The following is a 17,452-nucleotide window of genomic DNA, read 5'->3' on the forward strand; positions in this document are numbered from 1 at the left end:
GTCAAGATTAAATTCCGAAACCCCTATCTGCGAATGCAGGTAGGGGTTTTGTTTTTGCGTCCGAAAAGCCTTCCTTTCCCAGCCTATACTCCAGGCATCTTCTTCGAAACTGCCAAGCGTCCCGTTCGGGTTGATGCGTGGCGTCGGCTGCCTCACTGATCCTGGAGGGCCTGCGATCTTGAGTCTGCGTCTCCTGTTCATGGTCTTGTTGGTTGTTCTCGGCGGATGCTCCACGGCGCGTCGCAGTGAGCCCGTAGCGCCCATTGTGATCAGCGAGGCGACGTGGCAGCGGATCGACCAGGACATTGAAAACGCGTCATCGACCTCAAGGGAAACCGTGAGGGCCTACACCCGCAAGGCCATGGAGCGCTGGCGTGAGCAGGTTTTTCAGCGCACCGAGACCGACTTCATCCCCTGGTTTACCGGCTACTGGACGCAGCAGTGGCTGGGGGTGAAAGTCGGCTGGTACAAAATGAGCGCCAAGGGCGAGACAGACACGGTGGTCAACCGGCTGGCGATATACCTGCAGGAGCAATATCACGAACGTGTGCTGGACCCCGTAACCAAAGTCACCGATCCGAACGTGATCATGGGTGATGCAGTGATCTTGTACCTGCAAATGCTCAGTGCCCACTTGCTGGAAATACAACAGCAGTATTCGATCCCCCAAGACCAGTTTGACCAGCGCCTGAACCTGATTCCGGCCATCACCCTGGCGCCACCGCCCGCACGTAATGCCTCGCTCTATCAGATCGTTCATGCCGAGCCGGTCAACCGCCTGCCGGCCTATCTGGCACTGGTCGAGCAGGTGCGCAGCTCTAACAGCGGTGCCGGGGCCGGGTTGTCGGACGCCGGGATCTCGTCAGTGGCCAAGCGGGCCAGTGAGCGTCTGGAAGCGCAAATTGCCTCGCGCAGCGTGGCCAGTGCGGTTGCTGCGGCCGTTGGCAGGGTAGCAGGCGCGGTGATCTCCGTGGTGTCCCTGGGCATTGGTGCGATGTCCAACGAGAGTGATCGGCCCGAGGCTCAGGCGCAGATGCGCAAGAGCCTGAATGCGGCCTTCGACAAGGCGTGGCTCGGCTTGATGGAAAATGAAACCAACGGCGTGATGGCTGGCGTCAATTACATCAGCGGACAAATTGCCGGCGGATTGGCCGCCAGCGTGCCGGTTGAGCCCAAATCCACTGAAGTGTTCAATCCGAACACGCCCGGCAGCGGCGTTGAATGAATACCCAGCTCAATCAAGGGCAGCGCGCACTACTCGCCGCCTGGCGTATGGCGGAGGCCAGGCGTTTGACGTTGTTCTGATGTGCCACCACCAGATCATCGATGGTCGGGCCTGCCGGGGTCTGCACCGTGGTTCGGCACGTCAGCACGCTGGCCTCGCTGCCTGCGCTGCCTGCGCTGCCTGCGCTGCCTGCGTTGCGCAAACGCCATTGGGCATCTACCAGTGCGTACTGTCCGGGGACCGTATCAAAGCGCTGCACCTCGACCCGTAGCAACCACTTGTGCCCGTTGCCCGCGCTCGACAATTGATCAACCAGCGCACTTTGCAGTTCTTCCGACAGACTTGCCCCCCACCATTCGGTTTCCAGGATCGCCAGGCCACTGCTGCCTTCGCGTATCACCATCTGCGGCCGGTCCACCTGGGGCGGCACGCTGACCAACTCGAACTGTATGTTCGCCCCACCCTGGGCATCGGCCGCCGGTTGGGCGGGGATCAGGGTGTGATAGTGGATCGGATCGCTGCGACAGGCTGCGAGCAACAACAGGGCACCGACTAATGACACTTTCAACGGCAAAGACATGGACCTGCTCCTGTGGTCAGCGACGCGAAGACGGTTGCAGATTTTTTGGCGAGGCGTCGTCCGGACGGCCACGCAACAAGGATTCCGGATTCCGGCTCAGGTAATCCGACAACTCACGCAGAGAACGCGACATACGTCCCAATTCGTCGAGGGTTTCCGTCAATTGCTCGCGTTGTGGCGAACCTTCGGCGAGCGTCGAGTTAGCCGACTGCAGGGTTTTGCTGACATCTTCCAGGGTGCTCTGTACACCCGGCAGGGTCTGGCCGCTGAACTGTTTGATGCCCTTGCGCATTTCTGTCAGGTTGCTGTCGAGGTTGTTGGCAATTCGTTCGATCGGTAGTTTGTTGATCTTCTCGATCATCGCCTGGAATTGCGCCTGCAACAGCTCGAGGCTGGCTGGTATGGTTGGAATCATCACAGGGCGCGCATTGACGTCGAACACCACTTTCGGCGCTTTGGGCACGAATTCCAGGGCGATATACAGCTGGCCGGTCAGCAGGTTGCCACTGCGCGCCTGGGCACGCAGACCGTTCTCGATAAACGTGCCGATCAGGCGGATGCCGGCCTGCTCGTCCTCGGGGTTGTGATTGAGTGCCGCGAGCATTTTCAGATGGGCCTGGCCGAGGCGTTGTGGGTAAATCACGATGCCGACGTTGATCGGAAAGGAGCGGGTTTTTTCGTCGAAGTCCAGGTTGATCGCCACCACTTTACCGATTTCCAGCCCCTGGAATTCTACCGGCGCATCCACCTTGAGACCGCGCAAGGCCTGGTCGAAGCGCAGCGCCAGATACTGTGGCTTGCCATTCGGTGGGGCGAGGGCGGTCATCTGATCCTCGAACAGTTCGAAGTTCCGGTCTTCGGCGGCGGGTTTGTCTCCGGGGCTATAGGCGGGCGCGCGGAACGTGATGCCGCCGAGCAGTAGGGCGGAAAGGGATTCGGTCTTGACTGCAAAACCATTGGCGCCGACGTCGATGTCCAGGCCACTGGCGTTCCAGAAACGGGTATTTTCGGTGACGTAGGCATCGTTCGGCGAGGTGACGAATACCTCGATGTTCACCCCTTTGCCATCGGCGTCCAGGGCATAGGCGACCACCTGGCCGACTGGAATTTTGCGGTAGTACACCGGCGAGCCGATATCCAGCGAGCCGAGGTCTTCGGCGTGCAGCATGAAGCGCTTGCCGGGTTCGCCATAGGTGATCGGTGGGGGGGCCTCCAGGCCGACAAAGTGTTTCGCGCGGTCATTCGACTGGCCAGCATCGGCGCCAATAAAGTCACCCGACAGCAGGGTATCAATCCCCGAGACGCCACCGGCGCCAATCCGCGGGCGCACCACCCAGAACTGCGAGTCCTTGCGAGTGAACGACTCGGCAGTCTTGGCCAGTTTCACCGTGGCATTGACACTCTTTTGGTCCTCGCTCAGTTCGACGTCAGACACATGGCCGATGACCACGTTACGGTACTTGACCTCGGTCTTGTTGGCCGTCAGCCCCTGGCCGGTCTTGAAGTTGAGGACAATCACCGGCCCCTGCTGCATCACGTTGTGGATCACCAGGGAAATGCCCACCAGCACGGCCACGATAGGCACGATCCAGACCAGCGACACACTCCAGCGACGGGTCTTGATTTTGGCTGACCCCGGCTGCGGCTGCCCCTCAGTGACTCGCGATTCCATCCATGATCTCCTCTGATTGACGGGTATCCCAAATCAGCCGTGGGTCGAAGCTCATGGCCGAAAGCATGGTGAACACCACCACCATGCCGAAGAAAAGAATGCCGGCTCGCGGCTCGATATCACCGAGCGCCTGAAATTTAACGAGTGCAGCCACCAGTGCCACGACAATCACGTCGAGCATCGACCAGTAGCCGATCAGTTCGACAAAACGGTACAGCTTGGAGCGCTCCTTGCGCGCCCACAAACTGCCCCGTTGCGCGGTGATCAACAGCAAACTGAGGGCGACGAATTTGACGCCGGGTACGGCGATACTGGCGATGAAAATTATCAGCGCAATGTCCCAGGCGCCGTGCTCCCAGAATTCCAGCACACCGCCAATGATGGTGCTGTCGGAACCACTGCCGAGCATGCTGGTATTCATCACGGGCAACAGGTTGGCCGGAATGTAGAACACCAACGCCGCCAACAGGTAGGCCCATGTCCGGGTCAGCGAATTGCTCTTGCGCCGGTGAAGGGGGGCGCCACAGCGTTCGCACTCATGTGGTTCGCCTGTCATGTCGCAGGCCAGGCCGCAGCTGTGGCACAGGCACAGGTTTAGGTCGCGTGCCTCGGGAAGATCGTTCATAGGATGTCCCACAGCTCGCGCACGTCGCGTCCCGCGATGCGGATCAGCAACAGGCTCAGGACCGCCAGGGCGAACAGGCCGATACCGGGAATCACATCCAACAGCCCGGCGAGCTTGAATACCGCGACCATCGCGCCCAGCAGGCAGACCTCGAGCATGCTCCAAGGGCGCAAGGTTTCCAGCCAGCGCATGCACAGTTTGAACGCGGGTGAGCGACGCGACGCGAGGGCAAAACTCAACACCCAGATCAGCAGCAACAGCTGGAATGCCGGGGCAATAATGATGGAGATGGCCGCTACCATGGCAATGAACAGGATCGGCCCCTGACTCAGGGCTACGACCGAGTCCCAGAGGGTTGCGCTGTTTTTCAGGCCCTTGAGGCTGATGCTCATGACCGGGTAGAAGTTGGCGAAAATCCACAACACGCCGGCGGTGAAGGTCAGCGCCAAGCGTTGCTGCACGGTCAAGCCGTTGTAGCGCTGCAGCACACCACCGCAACGCTGACAAACAGCAGTCTGGTGTTTGGCGAGCGTGGCTTTTTCATACACGCCATCGCAGTGCTCACAGATGATCAGAGGGTCATTCCTGGCCATGGTTAGCACTCAAGGGGAGGCAAAACGCTTCAGGGAGTCAAATGAATATAGAAGTGCCTCGCGATATAGCAAATACAAAGTTTCGAGGATTGCGCGGGCATCAATGAAAAACTGCGCTCCCCCTTCCAGGCAGGCGCGCAGTCCGTGATGCCGAGAGATATTCACTCCCCGCGAATGTACTGTTCCAATTGCTGGATCAACTCGGCCTGCTCGGCAATGGACTCCTTGACCAGGTCGCCAATCGACAGCAGCCCCAGCAACTTGCCATCTTCGAACACCGGCAAGTGGCGCAGGTGTTTGTCGGTCATGATGTTCATGCAGGTCTGCACGTTCTGATGCGAGTCAACGGTAATGACCGGCGAATTCATGATCGCGCTGACGGGGGTCACCACGGATGACAAACCCTTGAGTATCAGTTTGCGCGCGTAATCTCGTTCGCTGATGATGCCAACGATTTGCCCTTCCTTCAGAACTGGTAGGGCACCGACGTTTTTCGCCGCCATCACCACCAGTGCTTCGAATACCGACTGATCGGCCTTGATGGTATGAACCTCTTGCTCGGCTTTCAGCTTGAGCAGTTGCGCGACGGTTTTCATGGAGGAGCCTCTGCAGTGTTGTCATTGTTAGCAGGCGCCAGGCGCCCGGGCATGAGTACAGCATCCTCGACGCCAGCCCACTGAGCAAGTAGGCAAAGCGGCGTCAATCGCATTCGATAACGTCACTGTAAAGTCGACGGCCACAAAAAAGCCGCTGATCACCCTCTCAGGTCATCAGCGGCTCTGCGAGGCAACTCAGCAGTAGCGGTCGATGACGCGCACTTCAGGCTTGGCCTGCAGGTTCTGCCATTCCTGGGTCAGGGTCGCCAGGACCCGGCCAACGAAGTCTTTGTCGGCGGCGGCTTTTTTACCGACATAACCCTGGCCACGGCGGAACATCTTCATCCGGGCGCGCAACTCACGGGTGTTCTTTTCGAAATCGTCTTCATGGGCGTGGGGCGACAGGCAGTCGATGTGTACCTGGCCAGACTCGGCAACCCACAGGATATGACTGTCATGGGTGTCTTTCTGAGCGGCAATGATACGAGCCAGTTGATCGATAGTCGGTTGGTTGTTCAGATTCATGTTAAAGCCCCTTGACCAATGTTTGATCTGTCTAGTTGATTCGCACGTTCACTTCTCTAATTCGGTAAGTTGATATCTGGTACCGAAACCAGGGCGACAGTGGTTGTCTGCCGAATATCGGCAGGGCCTTGGATGGATGCATGTAGTCTTGCCGAGAAACTGCTACGCACTGGCGGTACAGCGGGGAGAAACAGCGATTGCCTGGAAGTTGCTACCGACTCTTGCCAGCTCGGCCACAAGCATCTTGAGGATTGATCGCCGGCGTTTCTCGCCCGAGTAGTGGACGCCCTTGCCAGGTCAGCTTCATCAATCTGCCTTGTGGGCAGTACACATCCGGGAACAGCTCGGCGGTCAGTCGAGCCTTTTTCACAACACTTTTGCCTGAACTCCCGATCGGGGAGATGGCTGCATCATGCAAGGTGAAAAACCGCTCGTCAACGGTTTTGTAGTGAAATATTTCATTCACTACAAAAATAACTAGAGGCTGTGACAGAGCGGATTTCACCTTGTCCTACAATCCCTTGCGCAAGACATGCAAAGGCAACCTCATGCCTCAATGACGGGTAGAATCACCCTGAGATCATCTTCGAGGTAGCAGTGGTGGATTCACAGCAGGGCTTTGTCCTGACCCGGCATTGGCGCGACACCCCGGCCGGCACGCTCGTCGAGTTCTGGCTGGCTACCGATTCTGGTCCTCGGCGCGTGCGCCTACCCGTGCAACCGTCGGTGGCGTTCATCCCCGAGCAATTTCGCGCACAAACCGAGGCGTTGGTGCGCGAAGAGGCGGGTGTCGAACTGCGTCCTCTGGGGCTGCAGGATTTCCAGCATCGCCCGGTGTTCGGTCTCTATTGCCAGCAGCACCGGCAATTGATGCACTTGGAAGGTGTACTGCGCCGCGCCGGCATCGACATCTTCGAAGCGGACATCCGCCCACCCGAGCGCTACCTGATGGAGCGTTTCATCACCGCCCCCGTGACTTTTCGCGGTACGCCCGACGCCGAGGGCGTGCTGGTCGATGCCCACCTCAAGCCTGCTCCCGACTATCGTCCACGCCTGAAACTGGTCTCGCTGGACATCGAGACCACCGAGCAGGGCGAGTTGTATTCGATTGCCCTCGAAGGCTGCGGCCAGCGCCAGGTGTACATGCTTGGCGCCGCCAATGGCGATGACCAGAACGTGGACTTCGACCTGAAGTACTGCGACTCCCGTGCCACGCTGCTGAAAAAACTCAACCAGTGGTTCGCCGAGCACGATCCGGACGCCATCATCGGCTGGAACCTGGTGCAGTTCGACCTGCGGGTACTGCACGAGCATGCGCGTCGCTTGGCGGTGCCGTTGCGCCTGGGCCGTGGGGCGGAGGAAATGCAATGGCGTGAACATGGTTCGGGCAACAATCACTTTTTTGCTTCAGCGGCCGGTCGGCTGATTATCGATGGCATCGAGTCGCTGCGATCGGCCACCTGGAGCTTTCCCTCGTTCAGTCTCGAGAGCGTCGCGCAAACCCTGCTCGGTGAAGGCAAGTCGATCGACAACCCTTACCAGCGCATGGATGAAATCAACCGCATGTTTGCCGAGGACAAGCCGGCCCTGGCGCGCTACAACCTCAAGGACTGTGAGTTGGTCACGCGGATCTTCGCCAAGACCGAACTGCTCACCTTCCTGCTCGAGCGCGCCAGCGTCACTGGTTTGCCGGCCGATCGCAGCGGCGGCTCGGTGGCAGCGTTCACTCACCTGTACATGCCGCTGATGCATCGCCAGGGCTTTGTCGCGCCGAACCAGGGCGAACGCCCGCCCCAGGCCAGCCCCGGGGGATTTGTCATGGACTCGAAACCGGGCCTGTACGAGTCAGTGCTGGTGCTCGATTACAAGAGCCTGTACCCCTCGATCATTCGCACCTTTCTCATCGACCCAGTAGGTCTGATAGAGGGCCTGCGCCATCCCGCCGACAGTGACTCAGTACCGGGCTTTCGCGGCGCGCGTTTCTCCCGCAGTCGACATTGTCTGCCGGCTATTGTGGCTCGGGTTTCCGAAGGTCGCGAAGTGGCCAAGCGCGAGCACAACGCGCCGTTGTCCCAGGCGCTGAAGATCATCATGAATGCGTTTTACGGTGTGCTCGGTTCCAGCGGCTGCCGTTTTTTCGACACGCGCCTGGCATCCTCGATCACCCTGCGCGGGCACGAAATCATGCAGCGCACCCGGCAGTTGATCGAGGCCCAGGGGCATGCGGTGATCTACGGTGACACCGACTCGACTTTCGTCTGGCTGCGTCGCCCCCACGGCCAGGAAGAAGCGGCGCAGATCGGCCGTGCACTGGTGGCGCACGTCAATCAGTGGTGGCGCGAGCACCTGCTGGCCGAGTTCGGTTTGCACAGTGTGCTGGAGTTGCAGTACGAAACCCACTTCCGGCGCTTCCTGATGCCGACCATCCGCGGTGCCGAGGAGGGCAGCAAGAAACGCTATGCCGGCCTGGTGATGCGCGACGATGGCAGCGAGGAAATGGTCTACAAGGGCCTGGAGACGGTGCGCACCGACTGGTCGCCACTGGCCCGGCAGTTCCAGCAGGAGCTCTACCTGCGGATATTCCATCGCCGGCCCTATCAGGACTACGTACGTGAATTCGTGCGCACTACCCTGGCGGGTGAACATGACGAGTTGCTGATCTATCGCAAGCGCCTGCGTCGGCGCCTGGATGACTACGAGCGTAACGTGCCGCCGCACGTGCGTGCCGCGCGGATGGCCGACGAGTACAACGCCCGGCAGGGGCGACCGCTGCAGTATCAGCGCGGCGGCTGGATCAGTTACCTGATTACCGTCGCCGGACCTGAACCGTTGGAAACGCGCAACGCCGCCATCGACTACGAGCATTACCTCAGCCGTCAGCTACAGCCGGTGGCGGACGCGATCTTGCCGTTTGTCGATGACGACTTCAGCACCCTGGTCGGTGGGCAATTGGGCTTGTTCTAGAAAGCAAAAAAACGCCCCGGGGCCGCTGCCTGGCCGTCATGCAATGCACAACCGCCAGACAGCAAACCAGGGACGTTCGAATCACCGTGACCGAGGGAGCCCGGTGAGTCTCCGTTCAGGTTGCCGCAGCGCTGGTACGCTGCCCGAACGGTGGTGCAAACCACGCCCCCGACGGGCGTGGTGGATTTACTTGCCGAGTTTTACCCGGGTCCAGCCGCGGGTCATGATTCGCTGCGTAGTGATGGGCACGTCCGGCACCGCGTAAAGCGTGGCCATCACGGCTTCCGGCGGGTACGACCCCGGCTCGTTGCGAATCGCCTCGTCCACCAGCGGCGTCGCGGCCGAGTTGGCGTTGCTGTAGCCAACGCTGTTGGTGATCTCGGCCATGATTTCCGGACGCATCAGGAAGTTCATGAACAGGTAGGCGTTGTCGACGTTGGCCGCGTCCTTGGGAATCGCCACCATGTCGTAGAAGCTGCCGGCGCCTTCCTTGGGAATGCTGTACTCGACCTTGACCTTGCCCCCGGCTTCCTGGGCGCGGGCTTTGGCCTGCAGGACGTCGCCGGAATAGCCGACCGCCACGCAGATGTTGCCGTTGGCCAGGTCAGAGATGTATTTGGATGAGTGGAAGTACGCCACCGACGGGCGAATCTTCATGAACAGGGCTTCGGCCTCGGCGATCTGTGCCTTGTCCTTGCTGTTCACCGGGTAGCCCAGGTAGTGCAGGGCGGCTGGAAGCATTTCGGTCGGCGAGTCGAGGAAGCTGATACCGCAGGCCTTGAGTTTTTCCGCGTTTTCCGGCTTGAACAGCAGGTCCCAGGAGTTCACCGGCGCATCGCTGCCCAGCACGTCCTTGACCTTGGCCGGGTTGTAGCCGATGCCGATCGAGCCCCACATGTAGGGGAAGGCGTGGGCGTTGTCCGGGTCGCTGGCGGAGGCGTTTTTCAGCAGCACCGGGTTGAGGTTTTTCCAGTTCGACAGCTTCGACTTGTCCAGCGGCTGATAGACCCCGGCCTTGATCTGCTTGGCCAGGAAACTGTTGGACGGCACGACAATGTCGTACCCGGACTTGCCGGCCAGCAGCCGCGCCTCGAGGGTTTCGTTGCTGTCGAAGACGTCGTAGGTGACGCTGACCCCGGTCTCGTCCTCGAACTTCTTGAGGGTGTCCGGGGCGATGTAATCGGACCAGTTGTACACACGCAGAACCTTGTCATTGGCCTGGGCGCCGGTGGCGATTGCGCCCAACAGGGACAGTGTCAGCAGCGTTCTGCCAAACATTTTCATCGGTACAACTCCAGTTCTTTTTTTATTCAAACCACAGGGTCAAAAATGTGTAGGAGCTAGCGGCTTGCTAGCGAAGGTCGTTAACGACATCGCGCGTAACCTGACACTCCGTGGCGGTCTCAGGTTCTTCGCGAGCAAGCCGCAAGCGGGCGCTCGCTCCTACAGGGTCAGGGGATTGTTCAGGCCGTTGCGGGTTGCCGCCACGACTCATTCGCCGTCTGCTCCATGGCTTCCTGGATCGCCCGCTTGCGGCTGGCTTCGGCACGGCGGCCGAAATACCAGACGAGGAAGGTCACCAGCGACACCGCCAACAGAATCAGGCTGGCCACCGCGTTGATCTCTGGCTTCACGCCCAGGCGCACCGCCGAGAACACCTCCATCGGCAGGGTGGTGGAGCCTGGCCCGGAAACGAAGCTGGCGAGCACCAGGTCATCCAGCGACAAGGCGAACGACATCATGCCGCCCGCAGCCAACGAGGGCGCAATCATCGGGATGGTAATCAGGAAGAACACCTTGAACGGCTTGGCGCCGAGGTCCATGGCGGCTTCCTCGATCGACAGGTCCAGCTCGCGCAGGCGGGCGGAGACTACCACTGCCACGTAGGCGGCACAAAATGTCGTGTGGGCAATCCAGATGGTGACGATGCCACGCTCCATCGGCCAACCGATCAATTGCGCCATGGCCACGAACAGCAACAGCAACGACAGACCAGTGATCACTTCCGGCATCACCAGCGGTGCGGTGACCAGGCCGCCGAACAGGGTGCGACCCTTGAAGCGGGTGACCCGGGTCAGCACGAACGCAGCCAGTGTGCCCAGCGCCACGGCGGCAATCGCGGTGTAGCAGGCGATTTCCAGCGAGCGCACGACTGAGCCCATCAGTTGCGAGTTATCCAGCAGTCCGGCGTACCACTTCACCGACCAGCCGCCCCACACCGTCACCAGCTTGGAGGCGTTGAACGAGTAGATCACCAGGATCAGCATCGGCAGATAGATAAACGTCAGGCCGAAGATCAACATGAATTTTGCAAATCCGAAGCGTTTCATCCTCGTGCCTCCATCTCTTTGGCCTGGCTGCGGTTGAACAGCAGAATCGGCACAATCAGGATCAACAGCATCACCACCGCCAGGGCGGACGCCACCGGCCAGTCGCGGTTATTGAAGAACTCTTGCCACAGCACGCGACCGATCATCAGCGTCTCCGGGCCACCCAGCAGTTCCGGAATCACGAACTCGCCGACCACCGGAATGAACACCAGCATGCAGCCGGCGATGATCCCGTTCTTGGCCAGCGGCACTGTGATTTTCCAGAAGCTGTTGAAGGTACTCGAACCGAGGTCCGACGCCGCTTCCAGCAGGCTGCCATCGTGCTTGACCAGGTTGGCGTACAGCGGCAGCACCATGAACGGCAGGTAGGCGTAGACCACGCCGATGTACACCGCAGTGTTGGTGTTGAGGATTTCGATCGGGTGATCGGTCAGCCCGCTCCACATCAGAAAACCATTGAGCAGGCCGTTGTTGCTGAGGATGCCCATCCACGCATAGACGCGGATCAGAATCGCGGTCCAGGTCGGCATCATGATCAACAGCAGCAGGACGTTTTGCGTTTCCTTGCTGGCCTTGGTGATCGCGTAGGCCATCGGGAAACCGATCACCAGGCACATCAGGGTGCTCAGCGCCGCAACCTTCAGCGAACCGAGGTAGGCCGACAGATACAGCTCGTCCTCGCCGAGCATGGCGTAGTTGCCGATGTTCAACAGCAGCTGGAATTTCTGCTCGGCGAAACTGTAGATCTCGGAGTAGGGCGGAATGGCCAGGGCGGCTTCGGAGAAGCTGATCTTCATCACCAGGAAAAACGGCAGCATGAAGAACAGAAACAGCCACAGGAATGGAATACCGATCACGACCTTGCGGCCGCTCGGCAAAAACCGCTGGAACTGCTGAGTGAGGGTATTCATGCGCGCAGTACCACGCCGCTGTCATCTTCCCACCAGACGTACACCTGATCGTCCCAGGTCGGGCGGGCGCCACGGCGTTCGGCGTTGGCCATGAACGACTGGACAATCTTGCCGCCGGGCAGCTCGACGTAGAACACCGAGTGGCCGCCAAGATAGGCGATGTCATGCACCTTGCCCTGGGACCAGTTGTACGGGGTCTCGGGTTTGAGGGTGCTGACGAGCATTTTTTCCGGGCGGATCGCGTAGGTGATCGACTTGTCCTGCACCGAAGTGCTGACGCCGTGACCGACGTAGATCTTCTGCTCAAGGTCCGGACTGTGGATGATCGCGTGGCCTTCGAGGTCTTCGACCACGGTGCCGTCGAAGGCATTCACGTTGCCGATGAATTCGCAGACCATGCGGCTGACCGGCGCTTCATAGATGTCCACCGGGCTGCCGATCTGGGCGATCCAGCCCAGGTGCATGATCGCGATGCGCTCGGCCATGGTCATGGCTTCTTCCTGGTCGTGGGTCACCATCACGCAGGTCACGCCGACACGCTCGATGATCTCCACCAGTTCCAGCTGCATCTGCGAACGCAGCTTTTTATCGAGCGCACCCATCGGTTCGTCGAGCAGCAGCAGCTTCGGGCGCTTGGCCAGGGAGCGGGCCAGGGCCACACGCTGGCGCTGGCCGCCGGACAACTGATGGGGGCGGCGCTTGGCGTACTGGGTCATGTGCACCAGGCGCAGCATTTCTTCAACACGGGCATCGATTTCAGCGGCGGGCAAACGGTCCTGCTTGAGGCCGAAGGCGATGTTCTGCGCGACGGTCATATGCGGGAACAGCGCGTAGGACTGGAACATCATGTTGATCGGCCGTTCGTACGGCGGCATGTCGGTGATGTCCACGCCGTCGAGCAGGATCCGCCCTTCAGTAGGACGCTCGAAGCCGGCGAGCATGCGCAGCAGGGTCGATTTGCCGGAGCCGGAACCACCGAGCAGGGCGAAGATTTCGCCCTGATGGATTTCCAGGGACACATCGTCCACCGCCGTGGTCTCGTCGAATTTCTTGGTGACGCGATCGACTTTCACCAGAACCTTTTTCGGTTGCTGGTGACCCTCAAGAGCCTTCCTGTAAGTGCTGGAGGCGTTTGCCATGTGAAACTCCCAACAGGTTTCAGTCGCCGGGCCAACGCGGCCTGACTTAATAGTTGATTGCAAACCCAGCGTGCATCTGCCGGGTTTATTCGGCGCCGCCGTCCTGGCTGCCTGGTAGTGCTTGTTGTTATCGCAGGGTGTTGCTGTCACGAGCGGCAGACGCGCAAAAGCGGCCCACCTGGCTCGTGGGGGCAGTAAATCGTTGGTTCGGGTTTTTAAGTCAGCGCGCGTTGCGTTGTGCGGCCCGTTGCCGGCACGCGTCACCAAAGGCCTGGAAAATTCTCAGATAGGGAGGGTTGGCCAGGACCTGCCACTCTGGGTGCCATTGCACGCCGAGGGCGAAGGCCTTGCTGTGTTCGACGGAAATCGCCTCGATCAAGCCATCGGGCGCGACGGCTTCGCTGCGCAGGCCTGGTGCCAGGCGGTCGATGCCCTGGCTGTGAATCGAATTGACCTGGAACACCGGCGGCAGGTCGAGGGCTTCGAATACCCCGCCCGCCAGCACATTGACCGGGTGCGCCGGTGCGTACTGCACCGCCAGGTCCGGATGATTGGCTTCGCGATGATCGAGGTAGCCCGGCAGCTCATGAACCTTCTGATGCAGGCTGCCACCGAACGCCACGTTCATTTCCTGGAAACCACGGCAAATGCCCAGCACTGGAATACCGGCCGCCACGGCCGCGCGGATCAACGGCAGGGTCGTGCTGTCCCGTTGTGGATCGTGTTCGGTGCCGGGGGCGCTGGCGGGGCCTTGATAGTGGAAGGGTTCCACGTTCGAGGGCGAGCCGGTCAGTAGCAGACCATCGAGCTGCGGCAGCAGGTCATCGATTTCAGTCAGTTCGGCCAGGGAAGGAATGATCACCGGCAGCCCCAAAGCCGCGACGCTGACAGCACGCAAGTACTTGTCGCCGCTGACATGGTAGGGGTGCAGGCCAATCTGTTTGACGCACGCAGTAACGCCGATCAATGGCTTGAATGCCATTTTTATCACCTCGAAGTTTGACACTTGAACGAGCTTTTCCAGAGCTTAGCCTCGTTGATTTTTTTTAACAACTCTCATGTAAATAATTCTAAACGGCTAGAGGACCGGAAACCTGATCAGCTGCGGGTTTGCTGAAGGTTTTTCGACGATGAGTGGCTGTGATGACCAATAAAATCAACAAAAAACACCGATAGCCCCTGCTTGACTTCACATTGTCTTTCGGATTGACTGAGCTCCAGAAAGTGAAGTGAACATAATAATTAACAGCTAATAGGTGCATCATGTCGGTCCCTCTGCGTGCCGTTCAACTCAACGAAGCAAACGCATTCCTTAAGAAATATCCTGAGGTTTTGTACGTCGACCTTCTGATTGCGGATATGAACGGTGTGGTGCGCGGCAAGCGCATCGAGCGCACCAGTCTTCATAAGGTTTATGAGAAAGGCATCAACCTGCCGGCCTCGCTCTTTGCCCTGGACATCAATGGCTCTACGGTGGAAAGCACCGGCCTGGGCCTGGATATCGGCGACGCCGACCGGATCTGCTACCCGATCCCTGGCACCCTGAGCATCGAGCCCTGGCAGAAGCGCCCGACCGCGCAATTGCTGATGACCATGCACGAAATCGAAGGCCAGCCATTCTTTGCCGACCCACGGGAAGTGCTGGCCAACATCGTGCGCAAGTTCGATGACCTGGGCCTGACCATCTGCGCCGCGTTCGAGCTGGAGTTCTACCTGATCGACCAGGACAACGTGAACGGTCGTCCGCAATCGCCACGTTCGCCGGTGTCGGGCAAGCGTCCGATGTCGACCCAGGTGTACCTGATCGACGACCTCGACGAATACGTCGACTGCCTGCAGGACATCCTCGAAGGTGCGAAAGAGCAGGGCATTCCCGCTGACGCCATCGTCAAGGAAAGCGCCCCGGCGCAGTTCGAAGTCAACCTGCATCACGTCGCCGACCCGATCAAGGCCTGCGACTACGCGGTCCTGCTCAAGCGCCTGGTGAAAAACATCGCCTACGACCATGAAATGGACACCACCTTCATGGCCAAGCCGTACCCGGGTCAGGCGGGCAACGGTCTGCACGTGCACATTTCGATTCTGGATAAAGAAGGCAACAACATCTTCGCCAGCGAAGATCCCGAGCAGAACGCTTCGTTGCGTCACGCCATCGGTGGTGTGCTCGAGACCCTGCCGGCGCAGATGGCCTTCCTCTGCCCGAACGTCAACTCCTACCGCCGTTTCGGCGCGCAGTTCTACGTGCCGAATTCGCCGAGCTGGGGCATCGACAACCGCACCGTGGCCGTGCGCGTGCCCACCGGTTCGGCGGATGCCGTGCGCATTGAACACCGGGTGGCCGGTGCCGATGCCAACCCGTACCTGTTGATGGCCTCGGTCCTGGCTGGCGTTCACCATGGCCTGACCAACAAGATCGAGCCGGGGGCGCCGGTCGAAGGCAACAGCTACGAGCAGAACGAGCAGAGCCTGCCGAACAACCTGCGCGATGCCCTGCGGGTGCTGGACGACAGCGAGGTCATGGCCAAGTACATCGACCCGCTGTACATCGACGTGTTCGTCGCGTGCAAGGAAAGCGAGTTGGCCGAGTTCGAGAACTCCATTTCCGACCTTGAGTACAACTGGTACTTGCATACCGTCTAAGACGAACCCCACCGATCACCTGTAGGAGCGAGCCTGCTCGCGATGAGGCCCGGTCAGCCACCATCAATGTAGCTGGTCCGCCGCCATCGCGAGCAGGCTCGCTCCTACAGGGATTCGTCCACTACTTTCTCTGTGTGAGTCACTCTCATGACCATGACCCGCAGCGACTGGGAACAACGCTTCCAGTCCCTAACTATCGAAAGCCGTGCCTTCATCGACGGCCAATACTGCGCAGCGGCAAGCGGTGCGACCTTTGAATGCATCAGCCCGGTCGACGGCCGCTTCCTGGCCAATGTCGCCAGCACCGACGAAGCCGACGCCAATGCCGCCGTCGCCGTCGCGCGCCAGACATTCGAATCCGGCGTCTGGGCCAAGCTGGCGCCGGCCGAGCGCAAGCGCACCCTGATCCGCTTCGCCGACCTGATCCTCGCCCACCGCGAAGAACTGGCGCTGCTGGAAACCCTGGACATGGGCAAGCCAATCAGCGATTCGATGAACGTCGACATTCCCGCGACCGCCAACGCGATCCGCTGGACCGCCGAAGCCATCGACAAAATTTACGACGAAGTTGCCGCCACCCCCCACGATCAACTGGGCCTGGTCACGCGCGAACCCGCCGGCGTGGTCGCGGCCATCGTGCCGTGGAACTTCCCGCTGATCATGGCCAGCTGGAAATTCGCCCCGGCATTGGCAGCGGGCAACTCGTTCATCCTCAAGCCTTCGGAAAAGTCGCCGCTGACCGCGATCCGCATCGCTCAGTTGGCCCTGGAAGCCGGCATTCCCAAGGGCGTGTTCAACGTCCTGCCGGGCTACGGCCACACCGTGGGCAAGGCGCTGGCGTTGCACATGGACGTCGACGTGCTGGCCTTCACCGGTTCGACGGCAATCGCCAAGCAACTGCTGATCTACGCCGGGCAGAGCAACATGAAACGGGTCTGGCTGGAAGCGGGCGGCAAGAGCCCGCACGTGGTGTTCGCCGACGCGCCGGACCTGCGCGTGGCGGCCCAGGCAGCCGCTAGCGGCATTGCCTTTAACCAGGGAGAAGTCTGCACCGCCGGCTCGCGGCTGCTGGTGGAACGCTCGATCCGCGAGCAGTTCATCCCGCTGTTGGTCGAGGCCCTGCAAGCGTGGAAACCAGGGCACGCGTTGGATCCGGCGAGCACCGTCGGCGCGCTCGTCGACCAGCGTCAACTGGACAACGTGCTGCGCTACATCGAGATCGGCAAGGAGCAGGGCGCCGAGCTGATCGCCGGCGGTCAGCGCACTCTCCAAGACACGGGGGGCTTGTACGTCGAGCCGGCGATTTTCGACGGCGTGAGCAACGCCATGACCATCGCCCGCGAGGAAATCTTCGGCCCGGTGCTGTCGCTGATCAGCTTCGACACCACAGAAGAAGCCCTGGCGATTGCCAACGACAGCATCTTCGGCCTGGCCGCCGGGGTCTGGACCAGCAACCTGAGCAAGGCCCACACCTTCGCCCGTGGCCTGCGCGCCGGCAGTGTCTGGGTCAACCAGTACGACGGCGGCGACATGACCGCGCCATTCGGCGGGTTCAAGCAATCGGGTAACGGTCGCGACAAGTCGTTGCATGCCTTCGACAAGTACACCGAGCTCAAGGCCACTTGGATCAAGCTCTAACTATGTTCACAGCA

16 protein-coding genes are annotated in these 17,452 nt (G+C 60.3%); 4 read left to right on the top strand and 12 right to left on the bottom strand.

The genetic code is table 11. The features are described from left to right. The first annotated feature begins 178 nt into the window (after positions 1-178). Positions 179-1,225, top strand: coding sequence for a hypothetical protein (locus tag NR126_RS15975; RefSeq protein WP_256830607.1), 1,047 nt, complete (start codon positions 179-181; stop codon positions 1,223-1,225). 13 nt (positions 1,226-1,238) lie between these two features. Here the strand turns inward: NR126_RS15975 and NR126_RS15980 are convergent, their stop codons facing one another. From NR126_RS15980 to NR126_RS16010, 7 genes are all read right to left on the bottom strand, one after another. Then, on the bottom strand, positions 1,239-1,805 hold the full coding sequence (locus NR126_RS15980; protein ID WP_256830608.1) for a membrane integrity-associated transporter subunit PqiC: 567 nt from the start codon (positions 1,803-1,805) through the stop codon (positions 1,239-1,241). Positions 1,806-1,821: 16 nt separating this feature from the next. Then, positions 1,822-3,477, bottom strand: a complete 1,656-nt coding sequence (locus tag NR126_RS15985; RefSeq protein WP_256830609.1) for an intermembrane transport protein PqiB — start codon at positions 3,475-3,477, stop codon at positions 1,822-1,824. Continuing rightward, entirely contained in the window at positions 3,458-4,102 is a 645-nt protein-coding gene (locus tag NR126_RS15990) for a paraquat-inducible protein A (RefSeq protein WP_033866079.1), read from the bottom strand. Before NR126_RS15990 ends, NR126_RS15985 begins: the two co-directional genes overlap by 20 nt. Continuing rightward, positions 4,099-4,695 (bottom strand): paraquat-inducible protein A, encoded by a 597-nt coding sequence (locus NR126_RS15995; RefSeq protein WP_105754471.1) that lies wholly within the window; start codon positions 4,693-4,695, stop codon positions 4,099-4,101. Before NR126_RS15995 ends, NR126_RS15990 begins: the two co-directional genes overlap by 4 nt. 161 nt (positions 4,696-4,856) lie before the next feature. Continuing rightward, positions 4,857-5,291 carry a CBS domain-containing protein gene (locus tag NR126_RS16000; RefSeq protein WP_027618094.1) on the bottom strand — a complete coding sequence of 145 codons (435 nt, stop codon included), beginning with the start codon at positions 5,289-5,291 and terminating at the stop codon, positions 4,857-4,859. A gap of 195 nt (positions 5,292-5,486) precedes the next feature. Continuing rightward, positions 5,487-5,816 (bottom strand): hypothetical protein, encoded by a 330-nt coding sequence (locus NR126_RS16005; protein WP_027618093.1) that lies wholly within the window; start codon positions 5,814-5,816, stop codon positions 5,487-5,489. Between the two features lie 211 nt (positions 5,817-6,027). Continuing rightward, positions 6,028-6,321, bottom strand: coding sequence for a hypothetical protein (locus NR126_RS16010; RefSeq protein ID WP_256830610.1), 294 nt, complete (start codon positions 6,319-6,321; stop codon positions 6,028-6,030). Between the two features lie 95 nt (positions 6,322-6,416). Between NR126_RS16010 and NR126_RS16015 the strand changes: the two genes are divergently transcribed. Further along, positions 6,417-8,780, top strand: coding sequence for a DNA polymerase II (locus tag NR126_RS16015; protein WP_256830611.1), 2,364 nt, complete (start codon positions 6,417-6,419; stop codon positions 8,778-8,780). Between the two features lie 186 nt (positions 8,781-8,966). Here NR126_RS16015 and NR126_RS16020 read toward each other — a convergent pair whose 3' ends face one another. From NR126_RS16020 to NR126_RS16040, 5 genes are all read right to left on the bottom strand, one after another. Continuing rightward, a complete protein-coding gene (locus NR126_RS16020; protein WP_027618091.1) occupies positions 8,967-10,064 on the bottom strand; it encodes a polyamine ABC transporter substrate-binding protein in 1,098 nt (365 codons plus the stop codon). 179 nt (positions 10,065-10,243) lie between these two features. Further along, entirely contained in the window at positions 10,244-11,110 is an 867-nt protein-coding gene (locus NR126_RS16025) for an ABC transporter permease subunit (protein WP_027618090.1), read from the bottom strand. Then, entirely contained in the window at positions 11,107-11,988 is an 882-nt protein-coding gene (locus NR126_RS16030) for an ABC transporter permease subunit (protein WP_177327234.1), read from the bottom strand. The genes NR126_RS16025 and NR126_RS16030 overlap by 4 nt, the downstream gene beginning before the upstream one ends. 29 nt (positions 11,989-12,017) lie before the next feature. Then, the gene (locus NR126_RS16035; protein WP_027618088.1) at positions 12,018-13,160 is read right to left on the bottom strand and encodes an ABC transporter ATP-binding protein; all 1,143 of its coding nucleotides are present in this window, start codon (positions 13,158-13,160) and stop codon (positions 12,018-12,020) included. 220 nt (positions 13,161-13,380) lie between these two features. Then, positions 13,381-14,142, bottom strand: a complete 762-nt coding sequence (locus NR126_RS16040) for a gamma-glutamyl-gamma-aminobutyrate hydrolase family protein (RefSeq protein WP_027618087.1) — start codon at positions 14,140-14,142, stop codon at positions 13,381-13,383. A 281-nt stretch (positions 14,143-14,423) separates the two neighbouring features. Here NR126_RS16040 and NR126_RS16045 point away from each other — a divergent pair, with 281 nt between their 5' ends. After that, on the top strand, positions 14,424-15,800 hold the full coding sequence (locus NR126_RS16045; protein WP_027618086.1) for a glutamine synthetase family protein: 1,377 nt from the start codon (positions 14,424-14,426) through the stop codon (positions 15,798-15,800). Positions 15,801-15,947: 147 nt separating this feature from the next. Further along, positions 15,948-17,438, top strand: coding sequence for an aldehyde dehydrogenase (locus NR126_RS16050; protein WP_256830612.1), 1,491 nt, complete (start codon positions 15,948-15,950; stop codon positions 17,436-17,438). The last annotated feature ends 14 nt before the right edge of the window (positions 17,439-17,452 follow it).

The organism is Pseudomonas sp. Pse1, from assembly GCF_024519635.1.
Classification (GTDB): domain Bacteria; phylum Pseudomonadota; class Gammaproteobacteria; order Pseudomonadales; family Pseudomonadaceae; genus Aquipseudomonas.